The sequence below is a fragment of the Actinoplanes sp. NPDC051411 genome, from assembly GCF_040682075.1.
In the GTDB taxonomy this organism is placed as follows: domain Bacteria; phylum Actinomycetota; class Actinomycetes; order Mycobacteriales; family Micromonosporaceae; genus Actinoplanes.
Genome location: NZ_JBFBAD010000084.1, coordinates 1 through 15729, shown reverse-complemented (window position 1 = coordinate 15729; position 15729 = coordinate 1). Strand labels below are relative to the sequence as shown.

At 71.3% G+C, this 15729-nt stretch carries 12 protein-coding genes; 6 read left to right on the top strand and 6 right to left on the bottom strand.

The genetic code is table 11. The features are described from left to right. Positions 1-123: 123 nt before the first annotated feature. Positions 124-2961, top strand: coding sequence for an AAA family ATPase (locus tag AB0M88_RS35735; RefSeq protein ID WP_364110241.1), 2838 nt, complete (start codon positions 124-126; stop codon positions 2959-2961). A 219-nt stretch (positions 2962-3180) separates the two neighbouring features. Further along, positions 3181-3951 carry a DUF5995 family protein gene (locus AB0M88_RS35730; RefSeq protein ID WP_364110240.1) on the top strand — a complete coding sequence of 257 codons (771 nt, stop codon included), beginning with the start codon at positions 3181-3183 and terminating at the stop codon, positions 3949-3951. Positions 3952-4027: 76 nt separating this feature from the next. Here AB0M88_RS35730 and AB0M88_RS35725 read toward each other — a convergent pair whose 3' ends face one another. The 6 genes from AB0M88_RS35725 to AB0M88_RS35700 form a co-directional block, all read right to left on the bottom strand. Continuing rightward, entirely contained in the window at positions 4028-4573 is a 546-nt protein-coding gene (locus AB0M88_RS35725; protein ID WP_364110239.1) for a hypothetical protein, read from the bottom strand. Positions 4574-4608: 35 nt separating this feature from the next. Further along, positions 4609-5964, bottom strand: coding sequence for a HAMP domain-containing sensor histidine kinase (locus AB0M88_RS35720; RefSeq protein ID WP_364110238.1), 1356 nt, complete (start codon positions 5962-5964; stop codon positions 4609-4611). After that, entirely contained in the window at positions 5957-6643 is a 687-nt protein-coding gene (locus tag AB0M88_RS35715) for a response regulator transcription factor (RefSeq protein WP_364110237.1), read from the bottom strand. The genes AB0M88_RS35720 and AB0M88_RS35715 overlap by 8 nt, the downstream gene beginning before the upstream one ends. A 29-nt stretch (positions 6644-6672) precedes the next feature. Then, a complete protein-coding gene (locus AB0M88_RS35710) occupies positions 6673-7875 on the bottom strand; it encodes a sigma-70 family RNA polymerase sigma factor (RefSeq protein ID WP_364110236.1) in 1203 nt (400 codons plus the stop codon). Then, positions 7875-8234 carry a YciI family protein gene (locus AB0M88_RS35705; protein WP_364110235.1) on the bottom strand — a complete coding sequence of 120 codons (360 nt, stop codon included), beginning with the start codon at positions 8232-8234 and terminating at the stop codon, positions 7875-7877. Before AB0M88_RS35705 ends, AB0M88_RS35710 begins: the two co-directional genes overlap by 1 nt. Positions 8235-8314: 80 nt before the next feature. Then, positions 8315-9694, bottom strand: a complete 1380-nt coding sequence (locus AB0M88_RS35700; protein WP_364110233.1) for a GH1 family beta-glucosidase — start codon at positions 9692-9694, stop codon at positions 8315-8317. A 289-nt stretch (positions 9695-9983) separates the two neighbouring features. Between AB0M88_RS35700 and AB0M88_RS35695 the strand changes: the two genes are divergently transcribed. The 4 genes from AB0M88_RS35695 to AB0M88_RS35680 all read left to right on the top strand — a co-directional run bounded on the left by AB0M88_RS35695 (position 9984) and on the right by AB0M88_RS35680 (position 15512). Continuing rightward, positions 9984-13424, top strand: a complete 3441-nt coding sequence (locus AB0M88_RS35695; RefSeq protein WP_364110261.1) for a discoidin domain-containing protein — start codon at positions 9984-9986, stop codon at positions 13422-13424. A 118-nt stretch (positions 13425-13542) separates the two neighbouring features. Continuing rightward, entirely contained in the window at positions 13543-14223 is a 681-nt protein-coding gene (locus AB0M88_RS35690; RefSeq protein WP_364110232.1) for a hypothetical protein, read from the top strand. 22 nt (positions 14224-14245) lie between these two features. Then, entirely contained in the window at positions 14246-14599 is a 354-nt protein-coding gene (locus AB0M88_RS35685; RefSeq protein ID WP_364110231.1) for a VOC family protein, read from the top strand. Positions 14600-14720: 121 nt separating this feature from the next. Continuing rightward, positions 14721-15512, top strand: coding sequence for an endonuclease/exonuclease/phosphatase family protein (locus AB0M88_RS35680; protein WP_364110229.1), 792 nt, complete (start codon positions 14721-14723; stop codon positions 15510-15512). Positions 15513-15729 lie beyond the last annotated feature (217 nt).

The following is a 15729-nucleotide window of genomic DNA, read 5'->3' as shown; positions in this document are numbered from 1 at the left end:
CGTCCAGAGACGGATCGGCAGAACGACGTATCTCTGACAGCGTGGACGCCCGTCAATTTTGTGACGAAGAAAGGTCCGAACCGACGAGAACGTGGTAGGCCGATTCGGTTTAGGCTGCCCTTCATGGTCCGCGAGGGGGATGACGGGCCGCTTGTCGGACGCACCGGCACGCTGGCCGCAGTCCAGTCCGACCTTCGCAACGTCGGTCCGGGTGGAACCGCCGCGGTGTTCGTCACCGGGGAGAGCGGCGTCGGCAAGAGCCGGCTGCTGCGGGAAACCGCCGACGCGTTGCGAGGGACGGGCTTCGCCGTGCTGTCCGGAGCCTGCCTCGACATCGGCGACGCGTCCCCGCTCCACCCGGTCCTCCAAGCCCTCCGCCAGTTCCAGTCCGGCCAATTCGGCCACAGTGGTCCGGCCGGGCCCCCGGCCGACGCGGGCGCCCTGCTCGAGCGGGTCTCCCAGGATCTCCGCGACGCGGCCGGTGGGCGGCGCCTGCTCCTGGTCCTCGACGACCTGCAGTGGGCCGACCGCTCGACCCGCCAGCTGCTGCTCTACCTGCTGGCCGGCCTCGGCGAGGTGAAGCTGTCGGTGCTGGCCGCCGTCCGGGCCGAGGCCCTGCACGGCGCCCACCCGCTGCGCCGCGTCCTCGCCGAGCTGCGCCGGCTGAGGTCCGTACGCGTCGTCGACCTGGCCCCGCTCGACCGCGAGCAGACCGTCGAGCTGGTCACCGCGATCGCCGGCGACCAGGTCCAGCCGGAGGACGCCGAGCGGGTCTACAAGCGCTCCGGTGGCAACCCGTTCGTGGCCGAGGAGCTGGCCCGTGACCTGCGCGACGGCCGGGTCGAGCTCTCCGACACGCTGCGCGAGATCTTCCTGGCCCGGGTCGACGAGCTCTCCCCGACCGCCCACGCGGTCGTGCACGCGCTGGCCGCGGGCGTCGAGCCGGTCGACCACGCGGTGCTGGCCGGGGTCGTCCGGGTGCCCGAGCCCGACCTGCTCGAGGCGATCCGGGCCGCGGTCGCCCACCGGTGGGTGGCGAGCGACCGCGAGGGCTACCGCCTGCGCCACCGGCTGGTCTCCGAGATCCTCGAGGCCGAGGTGCTGCCGGCCGAGCGCTCCGCCCTGCACCGGCGCTACGCCGAGACCCTGGAGGCCCTGGAAGCGGCCGGTGCCGGCACCGACCACGCCCGGCTGGCGCACCACTGGCAGCGGGCCGGCGAGCCCGCCCGGGCGCTGCCCTCGGTGGTCGCGGCCGCGCGCGGCGCCGAGCAGCTGTACGGCTTCACCGAGGCCCATCGCTATTGGACCGTCGCGCTCGATCTGACCACCGAGGACGCCCCCGAGCGCACCGAGCTGCTGGCCCACGCCGCCGAGTCGGCCCACCAGTGCGGCGAGCACGTGCGCGCGCTGTCCCGGCTCGAGGAACTGGCCGGCCGCCCGGACGCCCCCGGCCAGTGCGACGTGCACCTGCGCCGCGCCCGCTACCTGGCCTCGGCCGGCCGCTCGGCGACCGCCGAGGTGGAATACGAGCGGGCCCTGTCGGCGCCCGACTGCACGCCCCGGCAGCGCGCCTCGGCCGCCGCGTACCTGGCCGAACTGCTGCTCCACCTGGGGCGGTACGCCGACGCCGGCGCCCGGGCCCGCGAGGCCCTCGACCTGGCCGAGGCTGGCGGCTCGACCAGCGACCTGGTCCGCGCGAGCGCCGCGCTCGGCTTCAGCGCGGCGTTCCGGGAAGACCCCGACGCGGGCCTCGCCGTCATCCGGCACGCGGTCGAGATCGCCGAGCGCTCCGGTCGCCCCGACGACCTCGGCGTGGCCTACCTCCACCTGGCCGAACTGCTCACCGGCCCGCTCAACAACATCGAGGAGGGCGTGCTGGTCGCCCGCCGCGGTGCCGAGCGGCTGGCCACGCTGGGCGTCGGGCGCACCTATCAGACGCGCCTGCTCGCGATCGCCGGCAACGGCCTGTTCCGGGTCGGCCAGTGGAGCGAGGCCGACGCGGTGCTCGAGACCGCGATGCGGCACCGCCCGTCCGGGGCCGACGCGGTCGAGTTGCTGCTGGCCCGCTGCCGCCTCTGGGTCGCGTTCGGCGACCTCGACGCCGGCCACCGCGACCTCGACGCGGTCGCGACCGTGCTGGCCGGCGGCGGCGCCCGGCACGTGCTGCCGATGCTGACCCTACGGGCCGGCCTGGCCATATGGGAGGGCCGCCACGCCGACGCCCGGGCGGCCGTGCAGCGGGGGCTCACCGAGACCCGCTCCGACGACCTGGTGCTGCTCGGCGTGCTGGCCTGGCACGGGCTGCGGGCCGAGGCCGAGGCGCACGTCGCGGGCGCGGCGACCGACCCGGGCGCGATCCGCCGCCTGACCACCGTCGTCGAGCGCATCGAGGCCGGCGCGGGTGACGCCGGGCCGCGGGTCCGCTCCATCCTCGACGGCTACCTCAACCTGTGCGCGGCCGAGCTCAACCGCATCGGCGACCGCCACGACCCCGAGCCGTGGGCCCGCGCGGCGCAGGTCTGGGACCGCATCCAGCAGCCCTACCCACTGGCCTATTCCCTGCTCCGCCAGGGTGACGCCGCCCTGCAGCGCAAGGTGAAGCGGCCGGCCGCGGTGAGCGCGCTGCGCAAGGCGTACGACATCGCGACCACCATGGGCGCCCGCCCGTTCGCGGCCGAGATCGTCAGCATCGCCCACAAGTTCCGGGTCGCCCTGGCCGACGACGCGGACACCGTGCAGATGCCCGCGCCCGGCCCGGAACCCGAGGATGAGCTGGGCGTTCTCACGACCCGCGAGCGCGAGGTGCTGGCCGCGGTCGCCGAGGGCCTGACCAACCGCGAGATCGGTGAGCGGCTGTTCATCAGCGAGCGCACGGTCGGCGTGCACGTGGGTCACATATTCGACAAGCTCCAGGTGCGCACGCGGGTACAGGCCAGCCGGGTTTATCTCACCGCCGCATGACCGCCTGCACCGGGCTGCGGCCGGCTGGACCGAACGACGACGCCATACAGCGTGACCTTTTCGTTACCTACGTATCGCGAATACGTAGTTCTACCGATCCCCTCGTAGGTAGGCAGTGCCAGGCTTGCCAGCACGGGGGAGCACCGCCCGGCGGCGACACTGGTTGCCGGGCGGTGCTGGGGGCCCTCCGCGACGAGAAGTAAGCCCGTGGAGGATCCGATGAATCAGTCGGTCTGGGGGCCGGTGCAGCAGGAGATGCGCTCTCTGCTGCAGGGACACCCCGACGACGTACCCGCCGTGGTGGAGCAGCTCACCGAGCTGCAACGCATGCTCGACCGCGTACCACCGCTGCTGCACGACAACCCGCTGTCCGACTTCAACCGGCTCTACCTGGAAATCACCGAGGGCGTCCTGGAGCGGCTCTACGCCGGCCGGTTCGCCGACCCGGCGTTCCTGTCCCGGCTGGACGTCGAGTTCGCGGCGCGCTACTTCGACGCGCTGCGGGCCTGGAGCGACTCGAGCCCGCGCTGTCCGCAGGTGTGGGCCGGGCTGTTCCGCCGGATCCCCGACCCCGCGCATCGCCCGCTGCCGGCCGCCGGCGCCGGCATCAACGCCCACGTCAACTTCGACCTGCCGTTCGCGCTGGTGACCACGTTCGACCACGTGGGCATCGACCCGCTCGACGACAGCGACCAGCACCACGACTACCTGCAGATCAACGCGATCTTCGCGGCGGCGGTGCCCGGGCTGAGCACCGGCTACCTCGACCGGTGGCAGGTGCTGATCGACACGATGAACGGCACGCTCGACGACTGGTGGCAGGGCGACGCCGAGGCGTACACCCGGAATGTCGCCTGGCGCAACGCGCAGAAGCTGTGGTCGATGCGGCACGACATGGCGGCCACCGACAAGGAGCGCGCCCACCTCGACCGCATCTCGGCCGACCTGGGCCGGCTGCTCCTCTCCCCGCTGGGAGCCTTTTTGCAATGACTTTGCCGGGGGCATAGGTCGGCCCGGCGTCGGGGAGGGAGACGCCGGGCCGACCGACTTACCTCCACAGCGGTCTTTACTTGACGGCGATCAGCCGGGCGTCGTCGGCCGAGCCGTCCTTGGTGCCGGCAACGCCGACCTGCTCGCCGGTCTTCAGGGCCGAGGCCTCGACCTTCTTCTTGTCCTGCACGATCGTGGCCTTGTCGGCCAGCGTCCAGGTCAGCGTGTAGCCGTCGGTCGACTTGACGGTGAGGCGGCCGCCGCTGACCGCGGTCACCGCGCCGCGCTGCACGACGATCGTCTTCGCGCCGTCCTTGGTCTGCACCGCGACCTCGCCGTGCAGGGTGTTCTTGCGCAGATACTTGCGGATCGCCTTGCGGCCCACCTCCCGCTTGCCCAGCTCCGACGTGGCGCCGGCCGATGCGGACGCCGACGGGGTGGGTGTGTCCTGCAGGCCGGTGTCGAAGCCGACCTGGGCCAGCGCGACCGCCTCGTCGCCCAGGTCGTTGCCGGCTCCGGCGAGGCCGCTCGGCGAGCCGGCCCCGGCACCGCAGCCGGCCAGGCCCAGCACGCCGGCCAGGCCGATGGTGGGAAGGATCAGCGCCATCCGGGTTCGAGTCATGGCGGCCATCCTGCCGCCGCTCTTTGAAGCCGGGATCAGTGCGGTGTTCGGGTTGTGTAAGGGAGCTCGACCGTGAACATCGCCCCGCCCTCGGGCGCGTGCCCGGCCGTGATCCGGCCGCCGAGTCGCGCGACCAGCCGGGCTGCCAGCGCCAGCCCGAGCCCGCTGCCGACCTTGCGGATGCCGCGGTAGCGCCGGTTGAGCGCGCCCCGCTCGAACGCCACCGCGAGGTCGTCGTCGGTGAACCCGGGGCCGCCGTCGCGCACCTCGACGATCCCCGCGTACTCCCCGGCCCGGGCGGCCAGCACCAGCGGCGCCCCGGCCGGGACGACCCGCAGCGCGTTCTCGCACAGCCCGTCGATCACCTGGCGGATGCGGCCCGGGTCGGTGTCGACCGGGATCGGATGGTCGGGCAGCTGCACCCGCAGCACCGGGCCGTCCGGGCCGCAGCGGGCCGCCCACGCCTCGCCGGCCGCCCGGATCAGCTCGGCCAGGTCGACGCCGACCACGTCGAGCGGCAGGTCGGCCGCCTCGAGCCGGGAGAGCACGAGCAGGTCGGAGATCAGCCGGTCGAGCCGTTCCGCCTCGGCCAGCATGGTCGCGCCCGCCTTCTCGGCCCCGTCGGCGCCGACCACGCCGTCGGCCAGCGCCTCGGCGTAGCCGCGGATCGTCGACAGCGGCGTGCGTAACTCGTGCGAGACCGAGAGCAGGAAGTCCCGCTCGCGGCCCTCGCTGACCTGTAGGGCGGCCGCGAGCTGGTTGAACGCGTCGGCCAGGCCGGCCGACTCGGCGGATCCGCGACGCGAGATGCGTACGGAACGATCGCCGGCGGCCAGCCGCCCGGCCGCACCGGCCGCGAGTTTGATCGGGCGCGCGATGAATCGCGCCAGCACCGCTCCGGCCAGGACGCCACCGAGCAGCCCGGCGAGCAGCGCTATCCAGACGCTGCCCAGCACCTTGGCCGCGGTGCCGTCGGCGACCGCGCGGGTGAGCACGACGCCGCTGTTCACCCCGCGCAGCGGGCGCCCGACGATGAACGACGGCCGCCCGGCGACCGGCGACCGCGTGTCGACCAGGGTGCCGTCGGCGACCTGCTGCACGACCCGGGGCGGCAGCCCGGCGCGATCGACCTTGCCCCGCCGGATCAGATAGATATCGATCTTGTCCTGCCGGAGCGACTTGGCGATCTGCTCGCGGGCCGGCTGCTTCTCGTCGGCCAGCAGCTCGACCGCGAGCGCGCTCTTCTCGATCAGCGCGGCCCGGGCCTGCACGTTGGCCGCGCGGACCGCGACCGGCACCGCGACCAGCGCCGTGATGATCACCGAGATGACCGCGGTGGCCGCCGTGACCAGCACGACCCGGCCGGTCAGCGTGCGGAAGAAGTCACGCATCGGCGGTGTAGCCGACGCCGCGCACGGTGCGGATCAGCGAGGCCGCGTCGCCCAGCTTGGCCCGCACCTGGGCCACGTGGACATCGACCGTGCGCGTCCCGGCGTGCGACGCGTAGCCCCAGACGCTGGCCAGCAGCTCCTCCCGGGTGAAGACCCGCCCGGGCCGGCCGAGCAGGTGGCCGAGCAGCTCGAACTCGGTCGGCGTGAGCGCGAGCGGCACGCCGCCGACCGTCACCTGGCGGCGACCCGGGTCGAGGGTGACCGGCCCGAGCGTGCGCACCCGGCCCTCCTGCGGACCGGCGGCCCGGCGCAGCAACGCCTTGACCCGGGTGACCAGCTCGCGCGGGCTGAACGGCTTGGTGACGTAGTCGTCGGCACCCATCTCCAGCCCGATGATGCGGTCGACCTCGTCGTCCCGGGCGGTCAGGAAGATCACCGGTGTCCAGTCGCCGTCCTCGCGCATCCGCCGGACGATCTCGGTGCCCTCCATCCCGGGCAGCGCGATGTCGAGGATGCACGCGACCGGGCGTACGCGCCGGGCCGCGGCCAGCCCGGCCGCGCCGTCGTGTTCGACGTGCACGCCGAAGCCGTCCCGGCTCAGATACATCCGCACCAGGTCGGCGATCGGGCGCTCGTCCTCGACCACGAGGACCAGGCCCTTGCTCGGTGCGTCGGTCACGGCTCCATCATGCCCGGCGGCGTGCTCGATCAGTGTTCGGGCAACGTAAGGGCGCGCTGGTTCAGATAGCGCTGCTCGGGGATGCTCGTGGTCAGCCTGGCGGCTCTCCTGAACGCGGCCTGCGCCTCGGCGTGGAAGCCGGCCTGCTCCAGCAGGTGCGCCCGGACCGCCTCGACCCGGTGGTTGCCGGCCATCCGCTCGTCGCCGTCGAGCTCGCCGAGAGCGGCCAGCCCGGCGAGCGGCCCGCTGGTCCGGGCCACCGCGACCGCCTTGTTGAGGGTGACCACCGGTCCGGGCGAGACCCGCTCCAGAACGTTGTAGAGCGCGAGGATCTGCGGCCAGTCGGTCTCGGCGTCGGACGCCGCCTCGTCGTGCAGGGCCGCGATCGCCGCCTGCAGCTGGTACGGCCCGATCGGGCCCCGCCCGAGGGTGGCCGAGACCAGTTCGAGCCCCTCGGCGATCTGCTCCTTGCTCCACAGCGACCGGTCCTGCCGGTCGAGCGGCACCAGGTCACCGGCCGCGTCGGCGCGGGCCGCCCGCCGCGCGTCGGTGAGCAGCATCAGCGCTAGCAGCCCGCCGCACTCGGTGTCCTTCGGCGCGGCGGCCCGCAGCATCCGGGCCAGACGGATCGCCTCGCTGGTCAGGTCGGCCCGCTGGAGCTGAGGGCCGCCGCTCGCGGTGTAGCCCTCGTTGAAGATCAGGTAGAGCACCTGCCGGAGGACCCTCAGCCGCTCGGCCCGCTCGCCGGCCGGCGGCGGCTCGAACCCCAGCCCCGACTTGCGGATCGTCTGCTTGGCCCGGCTGATGCGCTGGGCCATCGTCGACTCGGGCACCAGGAACGCGGCCGCGATCTCGGCCGTGGTGAGGCCGCCGACCGCCCGGAGGGTCAGCGCGAGCTGGGAGGGCGGCGACAGCGACGGGTGCGCGCAGAGGAAGAGGAGCGTGAGCGTGTCGTCGGTGTGCGGCACGTCGGGTTTTTCCAGCTCGGCCTCGGCTTCCCGGCGCCGCCGCGCGCTGTCGCTGCGGAACTCGTCGATCAGCCGCCGGGTGGCGACCGCCGAGAGCCAGCCGCGCGGATTGTCGGGAACGCCGTCGTGCGGCCACTGCGTCGCCGCCGCCAGCAGGGCCTCCTGCACGGCGTCCTCGGCCGCGTCGAACTGGCCGTACCGCCGGGCGAGCGCCCCGAGGACCTGCGGCGCGAGCTCCCGCAGCAGGCCCTCGACCGGCGTCATCAGACCTCCGGCGGCGCGTCCGCGACCCGGCGCAGCTCGACCCGCCGCGCCCAGACCACGACCTTGCTCGCCAGCTCGACCGCCCGCGCCTCGTCGGCCACGTCGAAGATCCAGAAGCCGGCCAGCGCCTCCTTGGCCTCGGCGAACGGCCCGTCGGTGACCACCACCTGATCGCCGACCAGGCTGACCGTGCGGGCGGTCGACGGGAAGTCGAGCCCTTCGGCGCTCACGAACTCGCCCCTGGTGGCCAGATCCTGGTTGAAGCCCTCCATGAAGGCGATCATGTCGCGCACCCACTCCTTGGGCCGCTCGTCGAGCATCGTGCCCGCGTCACCGAACATCATCAGCATGTACTTCATGTGAACCCCTCCGTCGGTAGCTTTCTACCCCATGTCGGAGCGGCCCGGCCTCGCTCGACATCGCCGGACGGGAAATATCGTCAGAAGCCGCCCGCGGCGATCACGTCGCGGTACCAGAAGGCGCTGTCCTTCGGCGTACGCTCCTGGCTCTCGTAGTCGACCCGGATCAGCCCGAACCGCTTGCCGTAGCCGAAGGCCCATTCGAAGTTGTCGAGCAGCGACCAGACGAAATAGCCACGCAGGTCGACCCCGTCGGCCAGCGCCCGGTGGGCCGCCGAGAAATGCGCCCGCAGATATTCGATGCGCGCCGGGTCGTGCACCCGCCCGTTCGTCACCGCGTCGTCGAACGCCGCCCCGTTCTCGGTCACATAGAGCGGGATCGAACCGTAATCGCGCGTGATCCGCACCAGCGTCTCGTGCAGTCCGGACGGGTCGACCGCCCAGCCCATCCCGGTCACCGGCCCGTCGGGCGGCCGCCAGGAAACGCGCCCGCGGGTCGGATAGGGCAGTAGAGGCCCGTCGCCGGCGGCCACCACATCGGGCTGGTAGTAATTGACGCCGATCGCGTCCAAGGGCTGACTGATCTCGGCCAGATCCCCGTCCCGCACGAACGACCAGTCGCTCACCCAGGCCGTGTCCTCGACGACGTCCGAGGGATAGGAACCGCGCAGCAGCGGGTCGAAGAAGATGCGGTTCAGCATGCCGTCGATCATGCGAGCCGCGTCCCGGTCGGCGGCGGTGCCGGTGGCCGGACGGACGGTTCCGGCATTGAGCGCGATCGACACTTGAGCCGACGGGCACCGGGCCCGCAGGATCTCGGCCGCACGACCGTGCGCGAGCAGCAGGTGGTGGGTGGCGGCCAGCGCGTCGGCGTACGAGGTGCGGCCGGGCGCGTGGATCCCGGCGCCATATCCGAGAAAGGCCGAACACCACGGTTCGTTGAGCGTGTTCCACATCGCGACCCGGTCGCCGAGACGATTCGCGACCGCCGCCGCGTACTCGGAAAAGCGTGACGCGGTCTCCCGGACCGCCCATCCGCCGCGATCCTCGATCGCCTGCGGCAGATCCCAGTGGTAAAGGGTCGCGGTCGGCCGGATCCCGGCGGCGAGAAGCTCATCGACCAGGCGGTCGTAGAAATCCAGACCGCGGGGGTCGGGCTTGGCGTCCGGGTCCGGCATGACGCGGGGCCAGGCGACCGAGAAACGGTACGCGGTGAGCCCGAGCTCAGCCATCAGCCGCACGTCGCCGGCATAGCGCCGGTAATGGTCGCAGGCCGTTTCCGCGCTGTCGCCGTTCTCGATGTTGCCGGGAACGGCGGCGAAGGTGTCCCAGATCGATTGCGCGCGTCCATCGTCGCCGGCCGATCCCTCGATCTGATAGGCGGCGGTCGACGCGCCCCACCAGAAACCGGCCGGGAAGCGCAGCCGGGTGCCGGCCTGCGGAACTGCGAGCGTGCTCATCGGGGCCTCCCGGGGGTGCGGGCCAGGGCGTGGCCGGCGAGCCCCCTTAGGCATCGCCGGCCACTGCTTGGAGAGCGCTCTCCAAGGTCTGCCCACCGTGCTTTGTCCGACGCCCCGCTGTCAAGACCACGATGGCTTTTCTCCGTATTTGATGGGCTTATCGAGGCAACGGATCCGGGTCACTATTGACACACCAGAAAACCCGGCGTAACACTTCGGCCATTGACGGAGAGCGCTTTCCCCCTCGCTCCCGGGCCCGAGATCACTCCCATCCCCTGGAGTCCCCGTGATACCGGCAACCTCCCCGCCACGCGCGTGGCGGCGTCTCGTCCCGATCGCCGTGCTGGCCCTCGTGGCCGCCTACGTCGTCGTCGTGTCGCTCGGCGCGCACGCCGCCGACACCCTGCTCTCGCAGGGCAAACCCACCACCGCCTCGTCGAGCGAGGGCGCCGACACGGCCGCCGCCAACGCCACCGACGGCAACACCGGCACCCGCTGGTCGTCCACGTTCTCCGACCCGCAGTGGCTGCAGGTCGACCTCGGGCAGACCGCGACGATCACCTCGGTGGTCCTCAACTGGGAGTCCGCGTACGGCAAGGCCTACCAGATCCAGACCTCGCCCGACGGCACCAACTGGACGCCGATCTACTCGACCATCACCGGCGCCGGCGGCACCGAGACGCTCACGGTGAGCGGCTCCGGACGGTATGTGCGGATGTACGGCACCGCGCGCCCGGGCGGCTACGGCTACTCGCTCTGGGAGTTCCAGGTCTTCGGGGCGGTCGGCACCTCGACCAGCGCCTGCGGCCCCACCAACGCGGCCCAGGGCAGAACCGCGACCGCCTCGTCGTCCGAAGGCGCCGACGTGGCGGCCTCGATGGCGGTCGACGGCAACGCGGCCACCCGCTGGTCGTCGGCGTTCACCGACCCGCAGTGGATCCAGGTCGACCTGGGCGGCACCCAGTCGATCTGCCAGGTCGTGCTGCAGTGGGAGAACGCGTACGGCAAGGCGTACCAGATCCAGACCTCGCCCGACGGCACCAACTGGACATCGATCTACTCGACCACCACCGGCGCCGGCGGCACCGAGACGCTCACGGTGAGCGGCTCCGGACGATATGTCCGGATGAACGGAACCGCGCGGGGAACGGGTTACGGCTACTCGCTGTACGAGTTCAAGGTGTTCACCGGCGGTGCCGGCACTCCGCCTACAACGCCTACATCCGCTCCCCCGACCACTCAACCGCCGGGAAACTTCACCACCGTCTGGTCGGACGACTTCAACGGCGGCGCCAACACGTCACCGTCGAACGCCAACTGGCTTCTACGCACCGGCACGGCCTACCCGGGCGGGGCCGCCAACTGGGGCACCGGTGAGGTGGAGACCGCCTCGGCCTCGACCGCCAACGTCGCGCTCGACGGCAACGGCCACCTGAACATCAAGGCGATCCGGGACGGCGCCGGCAACTGGACCTCGGGACGCCTCGAAACCCAGCGCACCGACTTCGAGCCGAAGGCCGGCCAGCAGACCAAATTCACCGCGGTCATCCAGCAGCCCAACGTGGCCAACGCACTCGGTTACTGGCCGGGCTTCCGGGCCACCGGGGCGGCGTACCGCGGGAACTACAACAACTTCCCGTCGGTCGGCGAGACCGACATCATGACCGACGTCAACGGGCGCAGCCAGCTCTCCCAGACGCTGCACTGCGGCACCGCGCCGGACGGTCCGTGCGCCGAATACAACGGCCGCCAGAGCGGCTTCGCGAGCTGCCCCGGCTGCCAGACCGGCTACCACGAGTACTCCGAGGTGGTCGACCGCACCAAGACCGACGAGGAGATCCGGTTCTACCTCGACGGTCACCAGAGCTGGATGGTCCGCGAGTCGCAGGTCGGGGTCACCGCCTGGAACGCGGCCGTGCACCACGGCTTCTTCCTCCGGCTCGACCTCGGCATCGGCGGCTCGCTGCCGAACGCGATCGCCGGCGTCACCACGCCCACCGCCGACACCACCTCCGGCGGCACCATGAGCGTCGACTCGGTCAGCGTGGCCACCGCGACCGGCTCCACCCCGGCCGCGATGACCGACCCGGCGATCCCGGCCGGGCCCAGCGTGGTCAAGGTGACCGGCTCGCAGGGCAACTGGACGCTGACCGTCAACGGCGCGCCGTGGCAGGTCAAGGGCATCACGTACGGCCCGCCGGCCCAGGCCGCCGACGGCTACGTGCGCGACCTGAAGAACATGGGCGTCAACACGATCCGGGTGTGGGGCGTCGACCAGACCAACACGCCGATCCTGGTCGACACCGCGGCCCGCTACGGCATCAAGGTGATCGTCGGTGAGTGGCTCAACCAGGGCGCCGACTACGTCAACGACACCGCGTACATGAACTCGGTGAAGACTTCGATCGTCAACGACGTCAACCTGCTCAAGGGTCACCAGGGCGTGCTGATGTGGGACGTCGGCAACGAGGTCATCCTGACCATGCAGGACCACGGGCTGTCCGCGGCCGACGTGGAGGCCCGCCGGGTCGGGTACGCCAAGTTCGTCAACCAGGTCGCCGACGCGATCCACGGCGCCGACCCCAACCACCCGGTCACGTCGACCGACGCGTACACGGGCGCCTGGCCCTACTACAAGCAGTACTCGCCGTCGCTCGACCTGATGGCGGTCAACTCGTACGGCGCGATCGGCGGCGTCTACAACGACTGGGTGGCCGGCGGCTACACCAAGCCGTACGTCGTCACCGAGGGCGGCCCGTCCGGCGAGTGGGAGGTGCCGAACGACGTCAACGGCGTCCCGACCGAGCCGACCGACCTGCAGAAGCGGGACGGCTACACGGCGAGCTGGAACGCGGTCAACGCCCACCCCAAGGTCGACCTCGGCATCACCGAGTTCCACTACGGCATCGAGAACGACTTCGGCGGCATCTGGCTCAACACGTTCACCGGCGGCTGGCGCCGGCTCGGCTACTACGCGCTGAGCAAGGCCTACGGTGGATCGCCGGGCACCAACACGCCGCCCGAGATCAACTCGATGTCGGTCTCCAACCCGACTGCGGTCCCGGCCGGTGGCACGTTCACCGTCAACGCCGGTGTCTCGGATCCCAACGACGACTACCTCCGCTACAACCTGATGTACTCCAACAAGTACGTCAGCGGCGGCGGCACCGGCCTGATCAACGTGAACTTCACCGACAACGGCAACGGGTCGTTCACGGTCAAGGCGCCGGAGCAGCTCGGGGTCTGGAAGGTGTACGTCTACGCGTACGACGGCCAGGGCAACGTCGGCATCGAAACCAAATCGATCAAGGTGGTCCCGCCGACCATCGCCGGCACCAACCTGGCCAAGGGCAGGACCGCGACCGCGTCGACCTACCAGCCGACCGGCACCAACGGCCCGCAACTCCCGTCCTACGCGGTCGACGGCGACTACAACACCCGGTGGGCCAGCGAATGGCTCGACACCGCGTGGATCCAGGTCGACCTCGGCTCGTCGCAGTCGTTCAACCACGTGCAACTGGCGTGGGAGAACGCCTACGCCAAGGGGTATCAGATCCAGACCTCGAACGACGGCAGCAACTGGACCACGGCCTATTCGACGACCACCGGCAACGGCGGATTCGACGATCTGAACATCAGCGGCACCGGCCGCTATGTGCGGATGAACGGCCAGACCCGGGCCACCGCCTACGGCTATTCGCTCTGGGAGTTCGGCGTCTACAAGAGCTGAACCTTTCGCCTCCCCCGGCGGACGTCTGGCGGTGGACGCCGGGGGAACCACCTTCGGCCGGGACGCTCCTCGAAATATCGAGGAGCGCCCCGGCGCCTTTCCGGCTAGACATGGCAGGGTGCGGGAGATCGCTTGCGACGAGTCCGGGTACGAGGGTGAAAAACTGATCGGCTCGACCACTCGACTGTTCGCCCACGCCTCGGTCCTGGTCCCCGCTCCGGGCACGATCCTGGCCGAACTGCGTGACCGGATCCGCTCCCCCGCCACCCAGTACAAGGCGAACCACCTGCTGCGGGAAAAGCATCGCGCCGTCCTCGTCTGGTTCCTCGGCCCGGATGGCCCGATGCTCGGGAACGGCCACGTCTTCCTGCTCGACAAGGCCCAGTTCGTACGGGAAAGGTTTGCCGGGGTTTTCGGTTTTGATCCTCCCGACCTGTCCGCCGCGAACGATGTGCTCCGGGCGCGCAGCGTGCTGCCGGTTCCCGTGTTTGCCACCGCATTCCGGGCCTGGCTTCTCGAAGACCCGATCGGGCGGTCGGTGCTCGACCCGCTGGTGCCGGCCATCGAGGCGGCGGTCGAGCATTGGGGACCGGTGGCGATCGCGCACGACCGGCAGACCCAGTTGCCGCCGCGGCGCCTCGAGATTCTGCGGTCGCGGAGCCCGGTGCTCGGCTTCCGATTCCTCGACGCCGAATCGCACCCGCAGATCCAGCTGGCCGACATCCTGGCCGGCACGGTCCGGGCCATCACCGAAACGGGGGACGACGAACTGGAACCGCTGGTCGCACCCTACCTGTGACCACTTTTTCCGGGAGGCAGTCATGGACAAGGTCGTGCACTTCGAGGTCCCGTTCGACGACGGAGAGCGGGCCATGGCGTTCTACCGCGAGGCATTCGGGTGGCAGCTCAACTCGATGCCCCAGATGCAGTACACGTTGGTGACCACAACCGACTCGGAGTCCCTCGGTATCAACGGCGGAATGCTCCACCGGCAGGGCCCGATCACGTCTCCGGTCATCACCATCGGCGTCGACGACATCGACGAGTCACTGGCCCGAATCGAAAAACTCGGCGGCAAGGTGGCGCTCGGCCGCCAGCCGGTCGGCGAGATGGGGTTCAGCGCCTATGTGCACGACACCGAGGGCAACCTGATCGGCCTCTGGCAGAACGCGTAGGACCCGATCTTCGGGAGGCCGCATCGTTCTTCCGCATGTCGCACTTCTCTTGGCCGCACTTCTGTCTGTTGCACTTCTGTCTGTTGCACTTCTGTCTGTTGCACTTCTGTATGTTGCATCGATGAGAGCGATGGTCTGGAACGTCTGGTGGCGGTTCGGCGACGACTGGCGGGCGCGCGAGAAGGGCATCCTGGCCACCCTCGAGACCTATCGACCCGACGTGCTGGGCCTGGTGGAGAGCTGGTCGGGCGACGGCACCGACCAGCCCCACCGGCTCGCCTCCTACGCCGGCGGACTGCACTCGGCCTGGGTCCCGGCGGCGGCTGCCGCTTATGTCGATCCGGACCATCCCGGCATCGACGCCGGGCTCGGCCTCGTCAGCCGCTGGCCGATCCTCTCGGTGGAGACCATCGGGCTGCCTCACGAGCAGCGCGGTGGCCCTGATCCGTACGCGCTGGTCGCCACCCTCGACCACCCGCGCGGGCCGCTGCACGTGATCGTCGCCGGCACGGAGTGGGAGGCCCGGTACGCCGGCGACCACCTGGCCCAGACCCGGTTCCTGGCCGCGCTCGCGACCGACGCGCGCTTCGACGGGCCGCTGCCGGTGCTGCTGCTGGCCGACCTCAACGCGGCGGCCGACCAGGTCGAGTTGGCGCCGCTGCTCGACGCCATGGTCGACACGTGGGAGGCGGCGGGCGCCGACCCGGACGCGGTGACCCTCGACGGGCGGCTGGCGATCGCCCCGCGCGACGCGGTCAAACAGCTGGACCGCCGCGTCGACCACGTCTTCGCCCGCCCCGGCCGGCCGGGACTGCCGGTCACGGTGCACGGCGCGTTCCTGGCCGGCGACCGCCCGATCGACACGGTCTATCCGTCCGACCACTACGCGGTCGGGGTCAACCTGGAGCCGTGACCTCGCTCAGGCGGGCGAGGTCGTCGCGCATCATCTGCCGGAGGCTCACGTCGCGGCCGGCCCCGTCGTGGCGGCCGGGCCCCCCGGCGGGGCGGGGCCCGCCCGGGGGGCGGGGCCCCGCCGCGGGGCGGGGCCCGCCGGCGGGGGCGGGCCCCGCCCCCGGCCGCGCCACACAGAAAAGGTAGTATAAACACAGGACAGAGATCACAACCCGAGG

Excerpts from the sequence above, each read along its gene's own strand:
- AB0M88_RS35735 (WP_364110241.1), top strand. The coding sequence starts at position 124 with ATGGTCCGCGAGGGGGATGACGGGCCGCTTGTCGGACGCACCGGCACG.
- AB0M88_RS35730 (WP_364110240.1), top strand. The coding sequence starts at position 3,181 with ATGAATCAGTCGGTCTGGGGGCCGGTGCAGCAGGAGATGCGCTCTCTG.
- AB0M88_RS35725 (WP_364110239.1), bottom strand. The coding sequence starts at position 4,573 with ATGACTCGAACCCGGATGGCGCTGATCCTTCCCACCATCGGCCTGGCC.
- AB0M88_RS35720 (WP_364110238.1), bottom strand. The coding sequence starts at position 5,964 with ATGCGTGACTTCTTCCGCACGCTGACCGGCCGGGTCGTGCTGGTCACG.
- AB0M88_RS35710 (WP_364110236.1), bottom strand. The coding sequence starts at position 7,875 with ATGACGCCGGTCGAGGGCCTGCTGCGGGAGCTCGCGCCGCAGGTCCTC.
- AB0M88_RS35705 (WP_364110235.1), bottom strand. The coding sequence starts at position 8,234 with ATGAAGTACATGCTGATGATGTTCGGTGACGCGGGCACGATGCTCGAC.
- AB0M88_RS35700 (WP_364110233.1), bottom strand. The coding sequence starts at position 9,694 with ATGAGCACGCTCGCAGTTCCGCAGGCCGGCACCCGGCTGCGCTTCCCG.
- AB0M88_RS35685 (WP_364110231.1), top strand. The coding sequence starts at position 14,246 with ATGGACAAGGTCGTGCACTTCGAGGTCCCGTTCGACGACGGAGAGCGG.
- AB0M88_RS35680 (WP_364110229.1), top strand. The coding sequence starts at position 14,721 with ATGAGAGCGATGGTCTGGAACGTCTGGTGGCGGTTCGGCGACGACTGG.